Source organism: Algibacter pectinivorans, assembly GCF_900112595.1.
GTDB lineage: Bacteria > Bacteroidota > Bacteroidia > Flavobacteriales > Flavobacteriaceae > Algibacter_B > Algibacter_B pectinivorans.
Window position 1 is genome coordinate 12,146 of sequence record NZ_FOMI01000014.1, and the last position, 20,100, is coordinate 32,245.

At 32.2% G+C, this 20,100-nt stretch carries 22 protein-coding genes and 1 pseudogene; 13 read left to right on the top strand and 10 right to left on the bottom strand.

Annotated elements, in window-relative coordinates; all coding sequences use genetic code 11:
- Nucleotides 1–88: 88 nt before the first annotated feature.
- Nucleotides 89–607, bottom strand: coding sequence for a hypothetical protein (locus tag BMY96_RS15560; protein ID WP_092853881.1), 519 nt, complete (start codon nt 605–607; stop codon nt 89–91).
- Nucleotides 608–842: 235 nt separating this feature from the next.
- On the opposite strand from BMY96_RS15560, the gene BMY96_RS15565 reads away from it, so the two are divergent.
- Nucleotides 843–1,433 (top strand): HupE/UreJ family protein, encoded by a 591-nt coding sequence (locus tag BMY96_RS15565; RefSeq protein ID WP_092853883.1) that lies wholly within the window; start codon nt 843–845, stop codon nt 1,431–1,433.
- Nucleotides 1,434–1,808: 375 nt separating this feature from the next.
- Nucleotides 1,809–2,408 carry an MCP four helix bundle domain-containing protein gene (locus tag BMY96_RS15570; protein ID WP_092853885.1) on the top strand — a complete coding sequence of 200 codons (600 nt, stop codon included), beginning with the start codon at nt 1,809–1,811 and terminating at the stop codon, nt 2,406–2,408.
- Nucleotides 2,409–2,528: 120 nt separating this feature from the next.
- Here BMY96_RS15570 and BMY96_RS15575 read toward each other — a convergent pair whose 3' ends face one another.
- A complete protein-coding gene (locus BMY96_RS15575) occupies nt 2,529–3,053 on the bottom strand; it encodes an HNH endonuclease (RefSeq protein ID WP_217639606.1) in 525 nt (174 codons plus the stop codon).
- 222 nt (nt 3,054–3,275) lie between these two features.
- Between BMY96_RS15575 and BMY96_RS15580 the strand changes: the two are divergent.
- Nucleotides 3,276–3,709: pseudogene (locus BMY96_RS15580) on the top strand (transposase); the annotation flags it as partial.
- A 132-nt stretch (nt 3,710–3,841) separates the two neighbouring features.
- Here the strand turns inward: BMY96_RS15580 and BMY96_RS15585 are convergent.
- Nucleotides 3,842–4,351, bottom strand: a complete 510-nt coding sequence (locus BMY96_RS15585) for a DUF1648 domain-containing protein (RefSeq protein ID WP_092853889.1) — start codon at nt 4,349–4,351, stop codon at nt 3,842–3,844.
- A gap of 172 nt (nt 4,352–4,523) precedes the next feature.
- Nucleotides 4,524–5,255, bottom strand: a complete 732-nt coding sequence (locus tag BMY96_RS15590) for a DUF6090 family protein (RefSeq protein ID WP_092853891.1) — start codon at nt 5,253–5,255, stop codon at nt 4,524–4,526.
- Between the two features lie 446 nt (nt 5,256–5,701).
- Between BMY96_RS15590 and BMY96_RS15595 the strand changes: the two genes are divergently transcribed.
- The 4 genes from BMY96_RS15595 to BMY96_RS15610 all read left to right on the top strand — a co-directional run bounded on the left by BMY96_RS15595 (nt 5,702) and on the right by BMY96_RS15610 (nt 8,442).
- Nucleotides 5,702–6,133: a deoxycytidylate deaminase gene (locus BMY96_RS15595; RefSeq protein WP_092853893.1), complete on the top strand. Its 432-nt coding sequence runs from the start codon at nt 5,702–5,704 to the stop codon at nt 6,131–6,133.
- Nucleotides 6,133–7,722, top strand: coding sequence for a S41 family peptidase (locus BMY96_RS15600; RefSeq protein WP_092853895.1), 1,590 nt, complete (start codon nt 6,133–6,135; stop codon nt 7,720–7,722). Before BMY96_RS15595 ends, BMY96_RS15600 begins: the two co-directional genes overlap by 1 nt.
- A gap of 183 nt (nt 7,723–7,905) precedes the next feature.
- Nucleotides 7,906–8,139 (top strand): type II toxin-antitoxin system ParD family antitoxin, encoded by a 234-nt coding sequence (locus tag BMY96_RS15605; RefSeq protein WP_092853897.1) that lies wholly within the window; start codon nt 7,906–7,908, stop codon nt 8,137–8,139.
- Nucleotides 8,140–8,442: a type II toxin-antitoxin system RelE/ParE family toxin gene (locus tag BMY96_RS15610; protein ID WP_092853899.1), complete on the top strand. Its 303-nt coding sequence runs from the start codon at nt 8,140–8,142 to the stop codon at nt 8,440–8,442.
- A 19-nt stretch (nt 8,443–8,461) separates the two neighbouring features.
- On the opposite strand, the gene BMY96_RS15615 is transcribed toward BMY96_RS15610, so the two are convergent.
- The 3 genes from BMY96_RS15615 to BMY96_RS15625 are packed head-to-tail and all read right to left on the bottom strand — an operon-like array spanning nt 8,462 to nt 9,896.
- Nucleotides 8,462–9,064: an FAD-dependent oxidoreductase gene (locus tag BMY96_RS15615; RefSeq protein WP_092853901.1), complete on the bottom strand. Its 603-nt coding sequence runs from the start codon at nt 9,062–9,064 to the stop codon at nt 8,462–8,464.
- A 1-nt stretch (nt 9,065) separates the two neighbouring features.
- Complete coding sequence (locus BMY96_RS15620; protein WP_092853903.1) at nt 9,066–9,269, bottom strand: hypothetical protein; 204 nt, start codon at nt 9,267–9,269, stop codon at nt 9,066–9,068.
- A 39-nt stretch (nt 9,270–9,308) separates the two neighbouring features.
- On the bottom strand, nt 9,309–9,896 hold the full coding sequence (locus tag BMY96_RS15625) for a MarC family protein (protein ID WP_092853905.1): 588 nt from the start codon (nt 9,894–9,896) through the stop codon (nt 9,309–9,311).
- Between the two features lie 97 nt (nt 9,897–9,993).
- Here BMY96_RS15625 and BMY96_RS15630 point away from each other — a divergent pair, with 97 nt between their 5' ends.
- The 4 genes from BMY96_RS15630 (at nt 9,994) to BMY96_RS15645 (ending at nt 15,358) form a co-directional block, all read left to right on the top strand.
- Nucleotides 9,994–10,557 carry a DUF3109 family protein gene (locus tag BMY96_RS15630; RefSeq protein WP_092853907.1) on the top strand — a complete coding sequence of 188 codons (564 nt, stop codon included), beginning with the start codon at nt 9,994–9,996 and terminating at the stop codon, nt 10,555–10,557.
- A gap of 394 nt (nt 10,558–10,951) precedes the next feature.
- Entirely contained in the window at nt 10,952–12,226 is a 1,275-nt protein-coding gene (locus tag BMY96_RS15635) for a ribonucleotide-diphosphate reductase subunit beta (protein WP_092853909.1), read from the top strand.
- Between the two features lie 3 nt (nt 12,227–12,229).
- The gene (locus BMY96_RS15640; protein ID WP_092853911.1) at nt 12,230–14,026 is read left to right on the top strand and encodes a ribonucleoside-diphosphate reductase subunit alpha; all 1,797 of its coding nucleotides are present in this window, start codon (nt 12,230–12,232) and stop codon (nt 14,024–14,026) included.
- 405 nt (nt 14,027–14,431) lie between these two features.
- Nucleotides 14,432–15,358: a 5'-nucleotidase gene (locus BMY96_RS15645; protein ID WP_092853913.1), complete on the top strand. Its 927-nt coding sequence runs from the start codon at nt 14,432–14,434 to the stop codon at nt 15,356–15,358.
- Between the two features lie 60 nt (nt 15,359–15,418).
- Here the strand turns inward: BMY96_RS15645 and BMY96_RS15650 are convergent, their stop codons facing one another.
- The 3 genes from BMY96_RS15650 to BMY96_RS15660 form a co-directional block, all read right to left on the bottom strand.
- Nucleotides 15,419–16,276 (bottom strand): OmpA/MotB family protein, encoded by an 858-nt coding sequence (locus BMY96_RS15650; RefSeq protein ID WP_092853914.1) that lies wholly within the window; start codon nt 16,274–16,276, stop codon nt 15,419–15,421.
- Between the two features lie 188 nt (nt 16,277–16,464).
- Nucleotides 16,465–16,746 (bottom strand): pyrimidine/purine nucleoside phosphorylase, encoded by a 282-nt coding sequence (ppnP, locus tag BMY96_RS15655; RefSeq protein WP_092853921.1) that lies wholly within the window; start codon nt 16,744–16,746, stop codon nt 16,465–16,467.
- Between the two features lie 89 nt (nt 16,747–16,835).
- Entirely contained in the window at nt 16,836–19,121 is a 2,286-nt protein-coding gene (locus BMY96_RS15660) for an inorganic phosphate transporter (protein ID WP_092853916.1), read from the bottom strand.
- Nucleotides 19,122–19,402: 281 nt separating this feature from the next.
- Between BMY96_RS15660 and BMY96_RS15665 the strand changes: the two genes are divergently transcribed.
- The gene (locus BMY96_RS15665; protein ID WP_092853918.1) at nt 19,403–19,720 is read left to right on the top strand and encodes a toxin-antitoxin system YwqK family antitoxin; all 318 of its coding nucleotides are present in this window, start codon (nt 19,403–19,405) and stop codon (nt 19,718–19,720) included.
- A 112-nt stretch (nt 19,721–19,832) separates the two neighbouring features.
- Nucleotides 19,833–20,100, top strand: a 268-nt coding sequence (locus tag BMY96_RS15670) for a transposase (protein ID WP_139205279.1), incomplete at its 3' end; no start/stop codon positions are given.

The following is a 20,100-nucleotide window of genomic DNA, read 5'->3' on the forward strand; positions in this document are numbered from 1 at the left end:
TAAAATAGCAGTATTTAGGTAGGTGCTTTTTATAAAGAGGTGCAACACTAGCGTTTAAAAAGGAGGGTATAAGCTAGCTTAAATTAAGCTAAGGTTTTTCAATAACACGCAAGTCAAATTCTACCTTTTTATTCATTTGAAAGTTTAAATTAGAAAACGCTATTAAAAACTCTTTAATACCAGCAATAAGTTCCTCTTTACTAGTAGTACTAAGGCTATACACGCTTTCAAGTTTAAGTAATTGGGTTTCCATAACTAAAATCCTAGAGTTTATAGATTCAGCTTTTAAAGCATCTGGAATATTTTGTTTTAATTCTCTTAAAAGCAGTAAAAGCACTTTTTTATCTTCGGTAAAATAAGTTAAATCGGCTTTTTTTATGTTTATAACAAGTGCTTCTACTTGTTTATATTCTTGCCAATCTTTTATGGCATCTTCAGTTTTAGAGTCTAAAATATAATCAATGTACTTTATTTTCTTTACGTCTTGCTCTGTTATGTCGTGCGTTTTGTTTTTTTCAACGTGTTCGTTTACGGTTTCCTCTGGAGTTTTTTTACAACCAGAAAATGACAACAAAAAACATAAAAGGGCAAGAGTTTTAATACGCATTAGGCTTTATTTAAGTATTCTACAAATATAAATTAATAAACAAAATAGAATGTAAAAACACTTAAGTAAACCTGTATTTAATTTTTGGCATTCACTTTTCTTTATTTGTATATTTGAAAACACTAAGTTAACCTTAAAATAAAGTTTAATTACCTACCGCATCCCAAAAGCAATAAAGTAGCTATTCGTGCTGTTTTAAGGTTATACATAGTGTTCACCCTAAATTCTAATTATTATGTTTCAAAATTTTTGGTTTAATGTAGAGTACGGTATAAACCATGTACTAGATATAAATGCTTACGATCACGTTTTATTCCTTATCGTATTAACAGTGCCGTATATGTTTAAGGACTGGAAGCGGGTATTTCTACTCGTATCCATGTTTACACTTGGCCATACGCTATCGCTTGTATTATCGGCTTATAATGTAGTAAGAGTAAATGCTAGTGTAGTAGAGTTTCTTATACCCATAACTATTATGGTTGTTGCGCTATTTAACGTATTTACATCGGGTAAAGGTGCACAACGCGAAAAAGTAGGCGTCCTATTTTTATCCACTCTGTTTTTTGGATTAATACACGGTTTGGGCTTTGCACGCGAATTTCAAATGCTGTTAGGCGATAGCGATAATAAGCTTGTTTTACTTCTAGAATTTGCTTTAGGTATAGAAATAGCACAAATAATAATTGTATTTCTAGTGCTCTTTTTAGGCTATATTGTGCAAACTATATTCAGGTTTTCAAAACGCGATTGGATTATGGTAATATCTGCCATTGTAGTAGGTTTAGTAATCCCAATGATTTTAAACAGCGATTTTTTAAAGTAACCCGTTGTTATTTAAAAACCCTGTAATACGATAATTTTTTCTTGGGCGTTACCACTAGGGTCGGGCTTTCACTACTCGCTCCCTCCTAAGGTCGGGGAGCTTAAACATGCCGTTCAATCCCTAACGCGGGTTGCTTTGCGTAATTTTGGTTTAAACTCAAATGGAGTCAATCTTTATATAAGTCTAATAAATTTTTACCATAAAAAATGTTGCGCAAAATATAGCCAACCACAGAATGTTAGATTTTAATGCTTCAACTGTCATTTGTTATTAAATTAACAAAAACAGGTGTTTTCTAGTTAATAATTGCACCGCACATTATGGACCGTTTTTTATATCTTTGTTAATCGTTTTAGATTTTAAAAACTTATAAATATGGCCTTTTACAATAAAATAAAGTGGATACTCGGAATTTTAATGATTTTTGTTTTAATCATTGCTACCAATTTAATAGACAAAAATAACTTTGTTCGCGTTCGAGATGCTGTGGTTACCATTTATGAAGATAGGTTAATTGCTAACGATTTAATTTTTGAAATGGCAAAGTCGGTTCACCAAAAGGAGTTAGCGGTATTGGTATTAGATTCTACTTTTTTTAAAAGTAAAAATGCGAAGGTTAACATTAACTTAAAAGCTTTAGTGTCTAGATTCGAAGACACCAAATTAACCTTAAAAGAGGCCAACGTATTTAAAGATTTAAAAAGTAATATTGAAGCGTTGGTAGCTGCCGAAAATCAATTTTTAAATTCTAATTTTACTAATAAAGCACCAGTTATTGGATATATTGAAAATTTAAAAGCTAACCTAGAGGATTTATCTAAAATCCAGCTTAGTGAAGGTAGTAGGCAAATGTCTATTAGTAAACGCGCGCTAGATACCGTAGAATTATTTACCCAAATTGAGATTTATATACTAGTGTTTTTGGCTGTTTTAATTCAAATTATAGTAATGTATAAACCAAAAGAAAAGGTTTAGGTTCATGCTTGATGTATATGTGCACGTTTAGTTGCGTATGTAAGTAACTAATTTAGTAAATACAAACCGAATGGAAAATCCGTGAGGATTTTGGTAAGAAGGCTAGAAACTAGCAATAAATTATATACGGTGTAGTACAACGGTTTTTTTTATTCTTTCCAATCCATCCCATTCTGTTTTCCTTCTCTCTCTTTTTAATGGATTTAGCAAACTAACTTCCTCTAAAGTGAATTGCATTCGTCCAAAATTACAAGGAGCACAAGTAATTACTAAATTATCTAAATCATTATTTCCTCCTCTTGAATGTGGAAGTAAATGGTCATATTGTAACCACATTGCTTGAAATGCGGAATGTTGATTAATATTCTGTCTTTCCCATTTTAAAGCATTAGGATAAACTCCTTTTATTACTTTTCTAATTTCTGCTCTTATCACAGGTATTCCACAAAACGCACAATTATGTCCATCTCTTTCAATTAATTTATCTTTAAGAACTTTATTCGGCATTCTTGTTTCTATTCTTTCCTCTTTTTTAAGAATTGGAGGAGAATCAACAAGTCTATTAAAATTCAGATAAGGACTATTTTTTCCCCATAGAGATTCTGTCCATTCTCTTATTTCTGGAATATCGGCTTTTAAAATCAATTTTTCTGCTTTTTGAAACGCTCCATTTAGATGAAACGATGTAGCTTGATTTAAATATTCAGTAGCTTGAAATATTTCTTTTATGGATTCTCTAAAGTAATTTCTTAATTTAAAAGTTTAAATTATAATTCGATGTGTAACTGTTGTACAACGGTCTAGTATAATAATAGTGGGGTTTTGTGTGCGAGGATTTTCCGAAGGAAAATCAGCAGTAAGCAAAAGATTATCTCCTTGGTCAAAGAAGATCAGTAACAACAATTAACGCTACTACAAGTGTTCCTGGTATAGGACCTAAAACAGCCTTGTTTTTAATAGTAGTTACAGATGGATTTAATAAATTTGAAAGCGCGTCACAACTATGTAGCTATGTTGGAATAATACCTACCATACGCGAGTCTGGAAGTAGTGTAAGAGGTCGGGCTAGGATAAGTAAAGTGGGTAATAGAAAACTCAGTAACCAGCTTTTTCTATGTATCTTTAATGCTTCTAAACACAATAAGGCTTGTCGGGCAATTTACGAACGCATTGTAAATAAGGGAAAGAGCAAAAAACTTGCTTTAATTGCAGTGGTAAATAAACTATTAAAACAATGTTTTGCTATCGCAAAATCTGGTATTCCTTATAATGAAACATATGTTTCTGTATTAACTAGATAGTTGAAAAATAGGTAGTAAAAAAACTCAAAGAATCACAATTTTGAATCTCTGAGCCTAAAATAATAATGTCTCAAATTAATGAAGAAAAGAGTTGTTTTTTACCTCAGTTCTTTGTTGTAGCCAGTGTTTTTTTTATTCAGTCGTTTTTTTCTTTCTATTAGTGTTGATTAAAAAATAAATTATTGGAATAAAAATCAATGCCATCGTCAAAGGTAAAAACCAATTTCCAAGTCCGTCTGCGTTTCCATTTACATTTTGAATTGTTCTAAAAACTATTAATCCAAAAATTAATACAATAACTAATTTTAATACTCTCATCATTCGAGTTGCATTTGTATATTGATGTAAAGCATTTTCTTCTGTTATTTTACTCGGATAATTAAACACGTGAGGGTTTTTATTCAGAATTGTCATTCCAATAAATAATAATGTCGAAATTATGGGTAATGCAAATATATTTGACTTATTACCAAATCCATCAGCTTCTCCAGTTCCGTTATAATGCGTTGGTATAATTTCGGGTAATTCAAAATAGTTCGTTAATGTCAAAGTCCATATTCCAAACACAGAAACCCAACCAAATATCTCAAGAATCTTGTCGGTTTGGGTTAATTTTAATTCTATTCTCGGTCTTTTATTCATGTTTTATTCTTTTCCGACATGTTGCTCTCACATTGGCTACAACGGTCTCGGTTATGAGTAGTTGCGTGGTTTAGCACTAAACTTAGCAAGTACACACCAAACTAAAAATCCGTGAGGATTTTTAGAAGTAGGCCAGAACAAGCAATTACTTATAGCCATAGTTGTTCTTTCGTTATTTATTTAATTCTTCGTTGATTAATTCAGATAATTCTTTTGTGGATTCTAGTAAATATTGCATATCCTTTAATAAGTTCTTATCTGTAAAATCTCTTAATTGAAAAGTTCCATTTATGATATTAATAGCTGAAATCATATCTTCCTCTCTAATTAATTGATTCAAAAGTTTGGGATTTATATTTAAAATATAATTTATAGCTCCAAGCCCAATCGCTTTTTGGCTATCCTTCAAATGAACATCATTATTCCCAGATATAGTTTTAATAATTCCGTTTTGAGTAGTTCTTAAATCTAGTAGAGCATTCTTAATTTTATCTGGCATTAATTTAATGTCTCCCGTAAATATTAAAGATTCTATGGTGTTTGTATTGAAATTATAATAACCAAATTCCCAATCAAGTGTACCAATAAGTGGTATAACATCATTAATACTTTCAGCTTCAGGTAATTTTTCTAAATACTTTTGATATATTGTAAGACTCGAATCAAGATATATAAGGTTTCTGTTAATATAAATAGAGTCCTTTTCTAAGTCTTGTAACACCTGCCTGTAGTAATTATTGCGAATTTTTGTGCTTTTTTTATTTTCATTCCAATTATTAATCTGTAACGCAATTAAAATTCCGATTACCACTAATATAATTTCTCCAAGAGCATATTTAAAATACTTTCCAGTTTTGTTTTCCATAAGTAAGTTTTGGCGAATTTTTCTAAAGAATTTTATCATTGGTTAGCGGTTTCTGTTAATGAAGCACAACATCTCATAAAGTTACTATTATATTCTATAACTCGTAAATAAATCTAGATATAGTAAGTTTTTATCGTTGTTATACAGTAAATATCATTTTTATGGTAAAGTATTTCAAGGCTGTTTAATTTATAACTTAAGCTTATCTTAATAAATTAAATAATAAACTTTCGTAAAACTTTAACGCTATGGCATTGTAAATAAAATACATACTAACTATATTCGTTATACATACTGCGTTAAGGATAGAAGTGGCATCCTTTTATATGTTAGTTCGAGTATTTCGATTTTTTTTTTTTGAAATCGAAATATATCGAGAACCATAAAAAAGATATAGCGGATAGCCTGACCTTTTACTAACCTAAAAAGTTTAATTTTATGGCGTTTTATAAAAGTAAAAGGTAACGCCCAAATAATTAAAATTAATGCCAAATAATAAACAACTTAAGTACGATAAGGCTTATTTAAGAATTGCAAAAGAGTGGGGTAAATTATCGTATTGCAAGCGCAGGCAAGTTGGTGCTATAATTGTTAAAGATAGAATGATAATTTCTGATGGTTACAACGGTACACCATCGGGTTTCGAGAATTTTTGTGAGGACGACGAGGGTTACACAAAATGGTACGTTTTACATGCCGAGGCTAATGCTATTTTAAAGGTTGCGGCTTCCACACAATCGGCCAAAGGTGCTACGCTTTATATAACTATGTCGCCCTGTAAGGAGTGCAGTAAATTAATCCACCAAGCAGGTATTGTAAAAGTAGTATATCATGAAGCTTATAAGGACGATTCTGGATTGCAGTTTTTAGCAAAAGCAGGTATAGAAATAGAGCAAATAGAAGATTTAAAAGCATAATGTCGAATCAAAAAAAATATTTACCATTAATTATTGGTGTTGCTATAGCGGCAGGCATTTTTATTGGAGGAAAGTTAGATTTTAACGACTCGTCCGATAGGCTGTTTTCTACAAATAGCAAAAAAGACAAGCTAAATAGGCTTATTGATTATATTGAATACGACTATGTAGACGATATTAATACCGACAGTATAGTAGATATTACGGTTAATGGAATTTTAGAAAATTTAGATCCGCACTCGGTATATATTCCAAAAGAAGATATGGCTCGTGTAGCCGAAGAAATGAAAGGCGATTTTGTTGGTATTGGTGTTAGTTTTTATACGTATAAAGATACCATTGCTGTAATTCGTGCTATAGAAAACGGACCAAGTGCTAAAGCGGGTATTTTAGGGGGCGACAGAATTGTTATGGCCGATGGCGACTCGTTATACGGCAAAAATATTGCCGATGGCGAAATAATTAAAAAATTAAAGGGTGCAAAAAACTCTAAGGTTAAACTTAAAGTGTACAGACGTGGCGAGCCGGAATTACTAGAGTTTACCATAAAAAGAGGCGAAATACCTATTAAAAGTGTGGATGCTGCTTATATGCTAACCGAAAAATTAGGCTATATAAAAATTAATCGTTTTGCAGAGTCTACATATAAAGAATTTAAAGCAGGTATCGAGAAATTAGAGGCTCTTGGTGCTACCGAAATCGCTTTAGATTTACGCAATAACCCTGGTGGCTTTTTGGGTATTGCCGAAAAAATTGTAGATGAGTTTTTAGAGGATGATAAGCTTATTTTGTTTACCAAAAATAAGCGTGGTGATATTGAGGAGAGTTTTGCAACCAATAAGGGCGATTTTGAAGATGGTAATGTGTATGTACTAATTGACGAAAACTCTGCATCTGCTAGCGAAATTGTTGCTGGTGCACTACAGGATAACGACAAAGGGACTATTGTTGGTAGGCGCTCTTACGGCAAGGGTTTAGTGCAGCGCGAAATGGATTTAGGAGATGGTAGTGCGGTGCGTTTAACCGTGTCACGTTATTATACACCAACGGGAAGGTCTATACAAAGGCCATACGACCATGGCAATAAAGATTATTACGATGAGTATTTTGAGCGTTTAGATAGTGGCGAACTGCTGGAGGCCGAAAATATTAAAGTAGACGATTCGTTAAAGTTTACCACACCAAAAGGCAAGATTGTGTACGGCGGTGGTGGTATTATTCCAGATGTTTTTGTGCCTATAGATAAAAGTATGCAAAACGAAACCTTATCGTTTTTACAGCGTCGTGGATTTTTTGGGAATTTTGTTTTTGAAGAGTTAGAGAAAGACAGGCATCTTTATGATAAAGTTTCTAGACAAGAGTTTATTGATTCGTTTGAAATTGGGGATGATTTGGTATTTGCTTTTCAAGACTACTTAAACCTAAGAACCAATTCAAAAATTACTTTTGTAGCTTACCACGATGAGGTTAAACAGTATATTAAAGCTACACTTGCCGACCAACTTTTTGGCTCTGGAGCCTTCGAGGAGGTGTATAACCAACGCGATATTATGATTGATGAGGTTATAAAGTTGAGTGACGAGAACTAATAAATTCCTGCGCAGGCAGGAATCTCATAAATTTTATCTTAAACCGTATCATGCAGCTTAGCATATTTATCACCATGCCATAATGTTAAAATATGGGTAACCATATGCGTGTTATGCTTCTTAATATCCATATTTGCTAAATATGGATATAATCTTTATATTTGATGTATCAATTATATAGCAATGAACGTAAGTTTAACAAAAAAGCAACAAGCATATATTGCAGAACAAATTGAGTCTGGCGATTTTCAAAATGCAAGCGAGTTAGTTCGTGACGCCTTACGATTACACGAAGTATATAGGCACCGAGTGATTGCAGATTTAAAAGAGGAAATTGAAAAAGGATGGTCTGGGGCAACTAGTAACCGAAATATAAAAGATATTATTGCAAGCAAGCGAAGCAATAAAGCCGGCTAAATGTTTAAAAAAATAAAAGGTTACAAATTATCTGCGGCATCAGATTTTGATCTTGAAGCTATTTTTAATTATACCGAATATCACCATGGCTTTAATCAAGCGGTAAAATATCTTATGGATTTAGATATGGTTTTTGAACAATTAGTGTTAAATCCAGAATTAGGACGTAAACGCAATGAATTAAAATTTGGTTTGTTTAGTATTTCGGAACAAGAGCATACTATTTTCTATAGGATTATGGAAAATCATATTAGAATAGTAAGGGTGCTTCATGGAAGTAAAGATTTGACAAAACATTTTTAATCTTGGTTTCTCTAGGCCTTTAAACCTTATCATGCACCTTAGCATGTTTGCCACCATTCCAAAGGGTTAAAATATCGGTTGCCACGTGCGCACCGCTTCCAGATGCTATGGCAAATTGGCTACGCCATCCAGCTAAAGTACCCGCAACATATAAATTAGGTTCAATTAAATGGTTTGTGTTTTTTAACCAAATACGGTCTTTTTCTATGGCTGCTCTTGGGTGTGGTTCAATGTACGGTTCTAAACCTTCTATATTTATTAAACTCGTGTAGCCAACGGCAATAACAACAATTTTAGAGGTATAAGTGCTTTTGTTTGTAGTAACCTTAAAACCATCATTTTGCTTTAAAATTTTTAAAACCTTTTCGTTGTTAATTTGCTCGATATGCGGATACAAACCCGAAAGCTGTCTTTTGCCGCTTTCTAAAATAGAGGCGCCAGTGGTTCCTGGAGTTAACCCTAAAACATTATTAAACAATGCGGTTTGTAAATGCGATGTTTTTTGGTGCGCAATAATGCCAATTGTTTTACCCGAGGCATAAGCTTTAGATTGTGCAGAGCCAATAACTAAGGCACAAGATAATCCTGCGGCTCCACCACCAACTATTAAAGCATCGTACATCTTATTTACCCGTTTTTACTTTTTGTTCTATACGCTTTGAAATTCTTAAAATAGCCATCATAACTATAACACATAACGAGGCCACAATAGTAATTAAAGCAACAATGCTGTCGCCTTTAAAAGGCGCGTTAAAATCGATTTGGGTCACATTAAAAATAATTAAACTCAGGGCAATTACACTAAGTATTATGGTGAAAATTTTCATCTGTTTAAATTTTAAATAGTTGTTATATTTTGGTGTTTTTTAAGCAACGTCAAACAAAGCTTTAATGTTGTGCGCAAATAATTTTACGGCAATAGCTAGCAAAACTACTCCAAAAACTTTTCTAATAATATTAATACCGTTGGCGCCTAAAAACCGCTCAATTTTTGCCGATGTTTTAAGTACAATATAAATAATTACAACGTTTAATAAAACAGCCACAATAATATTTTCTATGTAATACTCGGCTCTTAAAGATAATAAGGTGGTTAAACTACCAGGTCCGGCAATTAGCGGGAATGCTAAAGGAAAAACTGCCGTTGTCATAGAGGCGTTTTCGTCCTGTTTATATAAGGTAATCCCAAGAATCATTTCTAAGGCAATAAAAAATAATATAAATGCACCGGCTACTGCAAACGAATTAACATCTATACCTATTAAGTTTAAAATACTTTTTCCTAAAAACAAAAATATTATTAAAATAGCTCCGGCTATTAACGATGCTTTTTCACTTTGTATGTGTCCAGCTTTTTTTCGTAAATCAATAACAATGGGAACGTTTCCTATAATATCGATAACGGCAAAAAGCACCATAAAAACTGTAAATATTTCCTTAAAATTAAACTGCATAGCCTGTTAAATTAAATTTCTTCAAAAGTAGATTAATATCTTAATTAAATAAACCCAAAGTTTAACTATTTTTGTGGCCTACAAGATAAAAACATTTATGTTTCAATTAGGCAAAACTATTGTTTCTGAGGATATTATAGAAAAAGACTTTGTGTGTAATATATCGGCGTGTAAAGGCGCTTGCTGTATTGATGGCGATGCTGGTGCACCTCTAGAAGCAGACGAAGCTAAGATACTCGACGATATTTATCCAAAAGTAAAACCTTTTTTAAGACAAGAAGGTATAGATGCTATTGAAGCTCAAGGTACTTATATTACCACCGAGGATGACGAATTAGAAACCCCATTAATTAATGGAGCAGATTGTGCCTATGTTATTTTTGATGAAAAAAAAGTAGCACTTTGTGCTATTGAAGAAGCTTACAACCAAGGAGAAGTGACCTGGAAAAAACCAATTTCCTGTCATTTATATCCAATACGGGTGCAAGAATATAGCGAGTTTTCTGCTGTTAATTATCACAAATGGCAAATTTGTGATGTAGCTTGTACTTTAGGTGAAGAATTGCAAGTTCCTATCTATAAATTTGTAAAAGAAGCGCTTATTAGAAAGTTTGGTGAGGATTGGTATATGGAGCTAGAAAAAGTTGCAAAAAACTATTAAAAACAGGGCTTAACAAGTGTAATAATAGGGCTTGAAGCACTAATAAATCTTTTATTTTCTTTTCTTTTGAAACCTCAGTAAATTGTTTGTATTTTATTGATTATCAAGTATTTAAATTTTAAATTTTGGAACACCATTTTTTTTTGGCTTCTTTTTGATTGTTAAAAACTTGTTGAAAAGGTTTCAAAGAATTTGTAAAATCATGTTAATGAATTTACAATCTTTGTTGTGGGAAAAAAACAAAATATTTTTCTGTTCTAAAGGAAAATTTAGTTTTGACACTTTACCCCCTTTTTATAAGGGAATTAATAGCACATTTACAGGAATTACAAAAGAGCGTTAGAACGGATGACTCATATTCTAATAGCTGTTTAATATTTAAATTATAGTTTTTATGGAAATTACACAGATTATAAAAAGGGATTACGAAACGAGTCCTTTCGTTTTAAATAAAATTTCAAACGCTATTGAAAAAGCAATGCTTTCTGTAGGTAATGGTACTAAGGAGGATGCAAACACAATTTCTGTTAAAGTGTTACAAATCCTTTTAGAAAGAAAAGCTAAAGATCATAATTATTTACCAACAGTTGAGGAGGTACAAGATCTAGTTGAAGAAACATTAATGAGGAGTTCTTTTCCTGGGGTTGCAAAAGCTTATATCTTATACAGAGATGAGCAAGCTAGAAATAGGAAAACCAATATTTTTGAAAAACGAATTAACTTAAAACCTTACGAGTATCCAGAACTTAACGAGTATGTAGATGCTATTAGACATTCGTATTGGATACATTCTGAGTTTAATTTTACAAGTGATATTCAAGATTTTAAAACAAGACTTACTGTTGTAGAGCAAAATGCCATAAAAAATACGATGCTAGCAATTTCGCAAATTGAAGTTGCCGTAAAATCGTTTTGGGGCGAGATTTACAACAAAATGCCAAAACCAGAAATAGGATCGGTGGGAGCTACATTTGCTGAAAGTGAAGTACGCCACCACGATGCTTATTCGCATTTATTAGAAATTTTAGGTCTTAATAACGAATTTAAAAACTTGAAGAAAAAGCCCGTAATAATGAGACGTGTTCATTATTTAGAAACGGCTTTAAAAAATGCAAAAAGTGAAGATAATAAGGAGTATGCAGAATCTATTTTATTATTCTCACTATTTATTGAGCATGTGTCGCTATTCTCTCAGTTTTTAATTATTATGGCTTTTAATAAGCATAAAAACATGCTTAAAGGAGTTTCCAATGTGGTTGAAGCGACGTCTAAAGAAGAGCAAATTCACGGTGATTTTGGAATTGATGTTATTAGAATTATTAAAGCAGAAAACCCAACTTGGTTTAATGAAGAGCACAGCGCATTAGTAAAAGATCTTTGCGAGGAAGCTTTCCTATCAGAAAGTAAATTAATTGATTGGATTTTTGAAGCCGGAGAATTAGATTTCTTACCTAAAAATGTAATAAACGAATTTATAAAGAACCGATTCAATAACTCTTTAGAGAGCATTGGAATTGGTAAAGTATTCGAAGTAGACGAATCTTTAATAGCACAAACCGAGTGGTTTGATGACGAAATTATTGGAACAAAACACGGAGATTTCTTCGTAAAACGTTCTATAAACTACAGCAAAAGAACAAAAAGTATAACTAGCGACGATTTATTTTAAACCATGAACGAACACCTTAATCCTGACCTCGAACAAAAAGTGAACTTAGAAACAGTAAAAACTTCTAAACACGAAGAATTAATTAAAGCCAGAAAAGAAGCTATAAAAGAAGGCAAAGCCGAACCAGAAATAAAATGGTTAACAGAGCATAGTCGTAAATTTTTGGCCTCTGGTTACCTTACAGAAGGAACTAATCCAGAAGAGCGTATTAGAGAAATTGCTAATAGAGCTGAAGAAATTTTAAAAATTGATGGTTTTGCAGATAAGTTTTATGGCTATATGGCAGAAGGCTATTACTCTTTAGCATCGCCAGTTTGGTCTAACTTTGGAAAAAAACGTGGCTTACCAATTAGTTGTTTTGGTTCACATATTTCAGATGATATGGGAGATATCCTATACACACAGTCTGAGGTTGGTATGATGTCTAAATTAGGTGGTGGTACTTCTGGTTACTTCGGGAAACTTCGTCATAGAGGTGCGCCAGTTAAAAATAATGGAGAGTCGTCTGGAGCAGTACACATTATGCAGTTGTTCGAAAAAATGGTGGATGTTGTTAGTCAGGGTTCTGTAAGACGTGGTCGTTTTTCTCCATATTTACCAATCGATCATAAAGATATTCATGAGTTTTTAGAGATAGGAACCGAAGGAAACCCAATACAAGAATTAACACACGGTGTTACTGTTGGTAACCAATGGATGGAAGAAATGATTGCTGGCGATGCTGATAAAAGAGCAATTTGGGCTAAAGTGTTACAACGTAGAGGCGAAATAGGATATCCTTATATTTTCTTTAAGGATAATGCTAACAATGCAGCGCCAGACGTGTATCAAGATAAAAATCATGAAATCTACGCAAGTAACTTGTGTTCAGAAATCATGTTGCCTACCAACGAAAGATGGTCTTTTGTATGTGTATTATCTTCTATTAACTTATTACATTACGATAAGTGGAAAGATACCGATGCTGTTGAAACCATGGTGTATTTCTTAGATGCTGTTTTAGAAGAATTTATTACAAAACTAGAAGAATATAGAGACTCTACAGATCGTGACGATAAGCAAACCTTCTTATTTATGGAGAAAGCTTATAATTTTGCGAAAGAAAATAGAGCTTTAGGAATGGGCGCATTAGGATGGCACTCGTTATTACAATCTAAAATGTTAGGTTTTGATAGTCAAGAAGCTTTTAATTTAAACAGCGAAATCTTTAAGACGATTCAAGAAAAATCGGTTAAAGCATCAGAAGAATTAGCAAAATTATTTGGAGAGCCTGAAGTGTTAAAAGGATATGGACGACGCAATACAACGTTAAATGCTGTAGCACCAACAACATCTTCAGCATTTATTTTAGGGCAAGTATCTCAAGGTATCGAGCCAATTTGGTCTAACAGTTATGTAAAGGATATTGCTAAAATAAAAACTACTATTAAAAACCCGTATTTATTAGAGCTTTTAGAAGAAAAAGGCATGAATACTGTTGAGGTTTGGAAGAGTATTAGAGATTACGACGGTTCTGTACAACACCTAGAAGGGCTTACAGACCACGAAAAAGATGTGTTTAAAACCTATTCTGAAATTGACCAAATGACAATAATTTATCAGGCGGCAAACAGACAAAACCATATCGACCAAGGGCAATCTTTAAACATAATGGTACATCCAGATATGCCAGTTAAAGATATTAATAAACTATATGTTAATGCTTGGAAACTTGGTGTTAAGTCTTTATACTACCAACACAGTATGAATGCAGCACAAAAATTTAAGCAAAAGAAAGAATGTACTAGCTGCGAAGGATAAGACCTAGTGAAAAAATAAGTATTAATAAAAAACCACTCTGAATGGGTGGTTTTTTATCGCTAAATTTTGAAGTGTTAATTTGTGGTTAACGCTTTGTTTTTGAGTGTTTTAGTTTGTTTTTTTTGAAATTTAGAAGAAACTATAAATGAAGAGTAGGAAATAAATATTAACCTTAAAATTTAAAGTCAGGGTAAAAAAAATGGGACGTTTTTGCGGAACCTCCCAGTTTTGTTGAAATGTATTAATTGGTTTGTAGGCCAAAAAAATAAAAAAGATTGAGGAATACCTCACCTCCCTTTCATTCTTCAAAAGTAATGAATTGAAATCTTGTTGACAAAATTAATCGTTCTGCTTAATTATCTTTTTATTAACAAGTGTTTAAAAACGCTTAAAACAATTAAGTAAATGTCATCAAATTTAAATAAAGTTTTAGTAATAGGAGTCTCATCGAGAGCACTCTTTAATTTAGAAGAAGAAAATTTAATTTTCGAAAGAAAAGGTATAGAAGAGTATCGTAAACATCAGTTAAAAAATGAAGATGTACCATTACAACCTGGTTCTGCATTTTATCTAATTAAGAATATTCTTGATTTAAACAAACTGTCTAAGAACAAAATTGTTGAAGTAGTAGTAATGTCTAAAAACAGCCCTGAAACTGGCATGAGGATATTAAACTCATTAAAAAAATGTGAATTAGATATAACTAGAATGGCTTTTACAGGTGGTGAGTCGTTAAATAAAAGCCTGATTGATGGTTATTGTTTAGATTTATTTTTGTCAAAAAATGAAATTGATGTACAAATGGTAATTGACAGTGGTTTGTGCGCAGCGGCAACTATTTTGGAAAGTCCTTTAAACTATCAAAATACAGATAATAGGGTTAAAATTGCTTTTGACGCTGATGCCGTTTTGTTTTCTGAGGAATCTGAATTACGATATAAAACAGAAGGGATGGATTCTTTTCATCAATTTGAACAGGAGAATGAAAATGAACCTTTAACAGAGGGGCCTTTTGCTTCTTTAATAAAAAAATTATCCAAAATTCAATCAGAATTTCCTGAAAGGATCGAGTTGTCTCCCCTAAGAATTGCGATTGTTACGGCTAGAAATGCGCCATCTCACTTAAGAGTAATAAAGACTTTGAGGAAATGGGGAGTCTATGTCGATGAAGTTTATTTCTTAGGCGGTTGGCCTAAACATAAGATTCTGCAATCGTTTGGAGCACAGATTTTCTTTGACGATCAATTAATTCACTTAAAGGATACTTGCGAATGGGTCCCATCAGGAAAAGTTCCATACAATAGTGAATCTTTACTTCGAAAGATAGTTTAGTTATAAAAAAAAGCACCTCAATTGAGGTGCTTTTTTAATGTTTATATAAGTTGGTGTAACTTAATCTAAAATATTATTTTCTGCTAAACCTTCGTTGTTATCAGCCATTAAAGCAAAAAACTTATCAATGTTTGGAAGAATGATAATACGTGTTCTTCTGTTTTTTGATCTATTTTCAGACGAATCGTTAGCCGCAACAGGTTGGTAACTACTTCTACCAGCTGCAATTAATTTTTCGGGAGCTACGTTGTATTTCTCTTGTAGTTTTCTAACCACAGACGTCGATCTTAATACACTTAAATCCCAGTTATCGGCAATGTGGCCTGTGTTTATAGTTCTAGAATCTGTGTGCCCTTCAACCATAACATCTAAACTAGGTTCAGAGTTTATAACATCGGCTAATTTTTGTAATACGGTATCGGCTTTAGAGCTTAATCTGTAACTTCCAGAGTTAAATAACATATTATCTGCAATAGAAATCATAACTACAGTTTCATTAATATTTACAGCAAAGTCTTCATCTTCATTCATGTTACTTTCGCTAATTGTTTTTTGAAGATTATGTGCTACAGCCAAATTCATAGAATCTTTTAGCGTTTTAGCTTGACTTAGTTTATTAGCATCAACATGTTTAAGTGTTTCACGCATTTTAGACTTAGTTGCATTGGACATTACAACATTACCAACAACATCTAATTTAGTGTCGTTTTCTTGCTTTAAAGTGGCTAATTTGGTATTGTAAGCATCTACACGAGATTGAATTTTTTCGAACTTAGCTTCTAAATCTTCCTTAGCGACAGTGGTTTTAAGTAATTCATTTTTTATTTCACCATTTTCTTGCTCTAGGGCTAAGTATTTCTTTTTTGAAACACAAGAAAAAGTTAGGGCAATTAATAATACAATTGAAATTTTCTTCATAATAAATAAACTTTTAAGTTACTCTATTTACGTTGAAGAGTTGATTTTAGACGTTAACCTGTAGTTTGTTTTTAGTTTTCTTGCAAAAGGGCGTCTTTAATTTGTTGGTAGCTAGTGTTATAGGTGGTAAAATAAAAAAGCACACGTGTTAAGTATGCTTTAAACTATGTGTTTTAATTGGATTAAGCTTATTTATATTGGCATAAGTAAGCGGTTTGGTTTGCTACCTTTACTTGAAACTTCTGGTTAGCTTCAATTTGGTAGGAGCTCCCTGCTTTGTATGTAGACCATTCTGTTTCGCCTGGTAATTTCACTGCCATTTCACCTTCTACCACAATCATGGTTTCGTGAGTAGAGGTCCCAAATTCGTACTCGCCAGCTTCCATTACGCCAACCGTAGAGTTTCCAGTTTCAGATTTGTAACCTAAAGATTTTACTTGGCCGTTAAAATATTCGTTTGCTGAAATCATATTTTTTAGTTTAATACTATTATTTTTTGTCAAAAATATAAAAAGCACCTTTATATAAAGGTGCTTTTTTGAGTTAATTTTATATGTTGTTATTCCTCTTCTTGAGAATTATTGGCTATTGTTGCTGGCTCAACAGACGAATCATGAGCATTGTAATACTCTTCTAAAAGATTCATGGTGGCTATTAATAAATCTTTGGTTTCTAAAAGTACGCTAAAATATAATGTTGTGTTTTTTGGGCTCGATTCTTCTGTTCGTGTTCGTTCAACTTGTTTCTGAATTTTTTGCGACAACATATTAAGAACTTGTTGCTTTTTGTCTAAAATTAAACCTATTTTTTCAAATGAATTTGAACCAAATGCATTTTGGGTATTGTTATATAAATTTTCTAAAATGTCATCAACTTCTTTAAGCTCCTTTATTTGTGTAAATTTTAATTTTTTATGGTTATTATTTACATGTTTAAAACTTACGTTTGAAATATACTCTAAAGATTGTGTTATATCTTGCAAGTGGCTTAAAATATTAATATAAAAGTTACTAGCTGTTACACTAGGTTCTTCAAGATTTTTAATAAAAAAGAAAATATTATCTCTTAACTCTTCAATTTCATTTGATAGTTTTTCAATATTCTTTTTGTTCTTTTTAAGAAGTTTTAAATTTTGTGTGGCTAATCCATTAATAGCTCCAGAGTAAATTCTATTACCTCGTTTAATTACATTTGCAATATTACTGGCACTTTCAATAATTACACCTTGAATAGACCTGCTTTCTGCCTTTTCTAAGCTGTCTTCTTCTTTTAATTCTTTTGCCTTCTTTCTATGATTTATAAAGTTTCTTACAAGAAGTATAATGGAAAATGTAAGTAATGCAGTTAAAGCGTACCCGCGGCCAAAATATAGTATTAAAGCCATAGTTGCTGCCGCTAAAAAAGCACTAAAAGCTGTAAAGAACCATCCGCCAATAACATTTAGTACACCGGCAACGCGATATACAGCACTTTCACTGCCCCAAGCTCTATCTGCTAATGATGTACCCATGGCTACCATAAAGGTTACATAGGTGGTTGATAGCGGTAACTTCATGGAAGTAGCTATCGATATTAATACACTAGCTACCATTAAATTTACGGCTGCTCTAACTAGATCGAAGGCTGGTAAATCTTCTGTTTTTATGGCTGCAGATAGTATTGGCTTTTTAAATTGGTGTTCTATTTTTTGTTTTACGGTGTTTGGTAGTAAATTATCGAATCCATTGGAAGCTGCAATGCTATATCTTACTATCGTTCTAGATAAAAAATTTGGTTCAAAACGCTCTTTTACTGCGTCCTGTCTAGATAGGTCTACAGATGTTTTTACTACGGCTTTTGCTTTACTTGAAAACCATAGTGTTAGTACCATAATTAATCCTGCAATAAGTAATAAATAAGGTTCAGTTTGTACGGGTTGGCCAAGTGCAACCATAGGGAAGTGTTGTGGTAGGATATTTGTTACAGACCACGCCTCGTAAGAATTATAGGCTGCTATTGGTACGCCAATAAAATTTACTAAATCGTTTCCAGCAAAAGCTACGGCCAATGCAAAGGTTCCTACAATTATAATAATTTTATAAATATTGGTTTTAAAAAAGGTTATTACAATAAAGGAAATAATCGAGATTATAATAAAACCAACAATAAGTATAGTTAAAGGGTTAGTGGATATTATCCCTTTAATGGCTCCGTTCATAAATGAAGCGTTTTTAATACCTTTAATAAGTATAAAATACAGTATGGAGGTCACTGCAAAGCCACTAAAAACAGCTCCAAATATTTTAGGTTTATCATTAAAATTAAAAGAAAGTAGTAGCCTAGAGAAGAACTGTATAATGGCTCCTACAGAAAACGCTACAACTACCGAAAGTAATATACCTAGTATTATTTCTATAGCCTTTTCATTGTTAATATAATTTCCTAAATCTAGTAGAGTTTGATTGCTATTTGCAAAAATCTTTAATGCGGCAATGGATACGGAGGCTCCTAAAAGTTCAAAAACTATAGAAACTGTAGTAGAGGTAGGAAGGCCAAGGGTGTTAAAAAAGTCGAGTAAAAGTATGTCTGTTACCATTACTGCCATGAAAATAATCATGATTTCATCAAACATGAATTCACCAGGATTAAAAATACCTTTTCTGGCTACTTCCATCATGCCGCTAGAAGTCATGGCACCAACAGCAACGCCTAAACTAGCTATAATCATTATGTTTTTAAAGGATACAGCTTTTGAGCCTATGGCCGAATTAAGAAAATTTACGGCGTCATTACTAACACCAACAACTAAATCTGCTACCGCTAAAAAGGCTAGAGCCACTAGCATATAAATGTAAAGATCTCCCATTTAATTTAAAAATTATTGAGAACAAATGTCTTGTTTTTTAATGAACACAATGTTACGGCAATGTTATGTTCTTTTCAAATTGATGCGAATTTTTTTTGTTTGTTTCGCCTATATATGATGTTAAGAGATTTTTTAAGAAACAAAATAATCTAAAAACCTTAAAATAAGCCATTTACAGGTTTAATGTTAACTTAATGTTATCAAATTGTTATTCTAATGTTGTTTAATTGTAAAATACGTTGTATATTTGTAAAATAATTATTAATTAAAACCTCAAAATCATGAAGAAATATATAACAATTTTAGCAGTAGTATTAATAAGTGTATCATCTTTTGCTCAAAAAGATAAATCATTAACCTTAAATAAAGAAACTAATTTAATTGAGGCTGTTTATTATCACGATAATGGTGAGATTAGTCAAACAGGCTTTTTTACACCAGAAGGAAAATTAGAGGGTAATTGGGTTAGTTATGATGTTAAAGGTACTAAATTGGTGTCTGCATATTATAAGGAAGGTATTAAAGTCGGGAAGTGGATTCACTGGATAGATGGTAACAAAAAAGTAGTTAGCTACACAAATAATGTAGCAGCATTATAGGTATTACAATTTGCAAAAAATAAAAAAAAAATCGGCTAATTTATTAGCCGATTTTTTTTATTCTGGTATTTGTCTCGTCCTGAAATAGTGTTACACTTAACATTATTTATTTATGAAACCATTCGATTCAAATTACAAAAAGCGCACACAAAAAGATTACAGTTTAAGTCTAAAATTACAAATTGTTCAAGAAATAGAACAAGGTCTATTAACCACCACAGGAGCTTTAAATAAATATGGCATTCAAGCTGCTTCTACCGTTCGAACTTGGTTAAAAAAATATAGTAACTTTGATTATCAATACTCAATCCAACAAGGTATGTCTAAAACTCCAGAACAACGTATATTAGAATTAGAACAACAAGTTAAACTACTTGAAA

What these genes read in the sequence shown, in the direction of transcription:
- BMY96_RS15560 (WP_092853881.1), bottom strand. Translation starts at nt 607, where the DNA reads ATGCGTATTAAAACTCTTGCCCTTTTATGTTTTTTGTTGTCATTTTCT.
- BMY96_RS15565 (WP_092853883.1), top strand. Translation starts at nt 843, where the DNA reads ATGTTTCAAAATTTTTGGTTTAATGTAGAGTACGGTATAAACCATGTA.
- BMY96_RS15570 (WP_092853885.1), top strand. Translation starts at nt 1,809, where the DNA reads ATGGCCTTTTACAATAAAATAAAGTGGATACTCGGAATTTTAATGATT.
- BMY96_RS15585 (WP_092853889.1), bottom strand. Translation starts at nt 4,351, where the DNA reads ATGAATAAAAGACCGAGAATAGAATTAAAATTAACCCAAACCGACAAG.
- BMY96_RS15590 (WP_092853891.1), bottom strand. Translation starts at nt 5,255, where the DNA reads ATGATAAAATTCTTTAGAAAAATTCGCCAAAACTTACTTATGGAAAAC.
- BMY96_RS15595 (WP_092853893.1), top strand. Translation starts at nt 5,702, where the DNA reads ATGCCAAATAATAAACAACTTAAGTACGATAAGGCTTATTTAAGAATT.
- BMY96_RS15600 (WP_092853895.1), top strand. Translation starts at nt 6,133, where the DNA reads ATGTCGAATCAAAAAAAATATTTACCATTAATTATTGGTGTTGCTATA.
- BMY96_RS15605 (WP_092853897.1), top strand. Translation starts at nt 7,906, where the DNA reads ATGAACGTAAGTTTAACAAAAAAGCAACAAGCATATATTGCAGAACAA.
- BMY96_RS15610 (WP_092853899.1), top strand. Translation starts at nt 8,140, where the DNA reads ATGTTTAAAAAAATAAAAGGTTACAAATTATCTGCGGCATCAGATTTT.
- BMY96_RS15615 (WP_092853901.1), bottom strand. Translation starts at nt 9,064, where the DNA reads ATGTACGATGCTTTAATAGTTGGTGGTGGAGCCGCAGGATTATCTTGT.
- BMY96_RS15620 (WP_092853903.1), bottom strand. Translation starts at nt 9,269, where the DNA reads ATGAAAATTTTCACCATAATACTTAGTGTAATTGCCCTGAGTTTAATT.
- BMY96_RS15625 (WP_092853905.1), bottom strand. Translation starts at nt 9,896, where the DNA reads ATGCAGTTTAATTTTAAGGAAATATTTACAGTTTTTATGGTGCTTTTT.
- BMY96_RS15630 (WP_092853907.1), top strand. Translation starts at nt 9,994, where the DNA reads ATGTTTCAATTAGGCAAAACTATTGTTTCTGAGGATATTATAGAAAAA.
- BMY96_RS15635 (WP_092853909.1), top strand. Translation starts at nt 10,952, where the DNA reads ATGGAAATTACACAGATTATAAAAAGGGATTACGAAACGAGTCCTTTC.
- BMY96_RS15640 (WP_092853911.1), top strand. Translation starts at nt 12,230, where the DNA reads ATGAACGAACACCTTAATCCTGACCTCGAACAAAAAGTGAACTTAGAA.
- BMY96_RS15645 (WP_092853913.1), top strand. Translation starts at nt 14,432, where the DNA reads ATGTCATCAAATTTAAATAAAGTTTTAGTAATAGGAGTCTCATCGAGA.
- BMY96_RS15650 (WP_092853914.1), bottom strand. Translation starts at nt 16,276, where the DNA reads ATGAAGAAAATTTCAATTGTATTATTAATTGCCCTAACTTTTTCTTGT.
- ppnP (WP_092853921.1), bottom strand. Translation starts at nt 16,746, where the DNA reads ATGATTTCAGCAAACGAATATTTTAACGGCCAAGTAAAATCTTTAGGT.
- BMY96_RS15660 (WP_092853916.1), bottom strand. Translation starts at nt 19,121, where the DNA reads ATGGGAGATCTTTACATTTATATGCTAGTGGCTCTAGCCTTTTTAGCG.
- BMY96_RS15665 (WP_092853918.1), top strand. Translation starts at nt 19,403, where the DNA reads ATGAAGAAATATATAACAATTTTAGCAGTAGTATTAATAAGTGTATCA.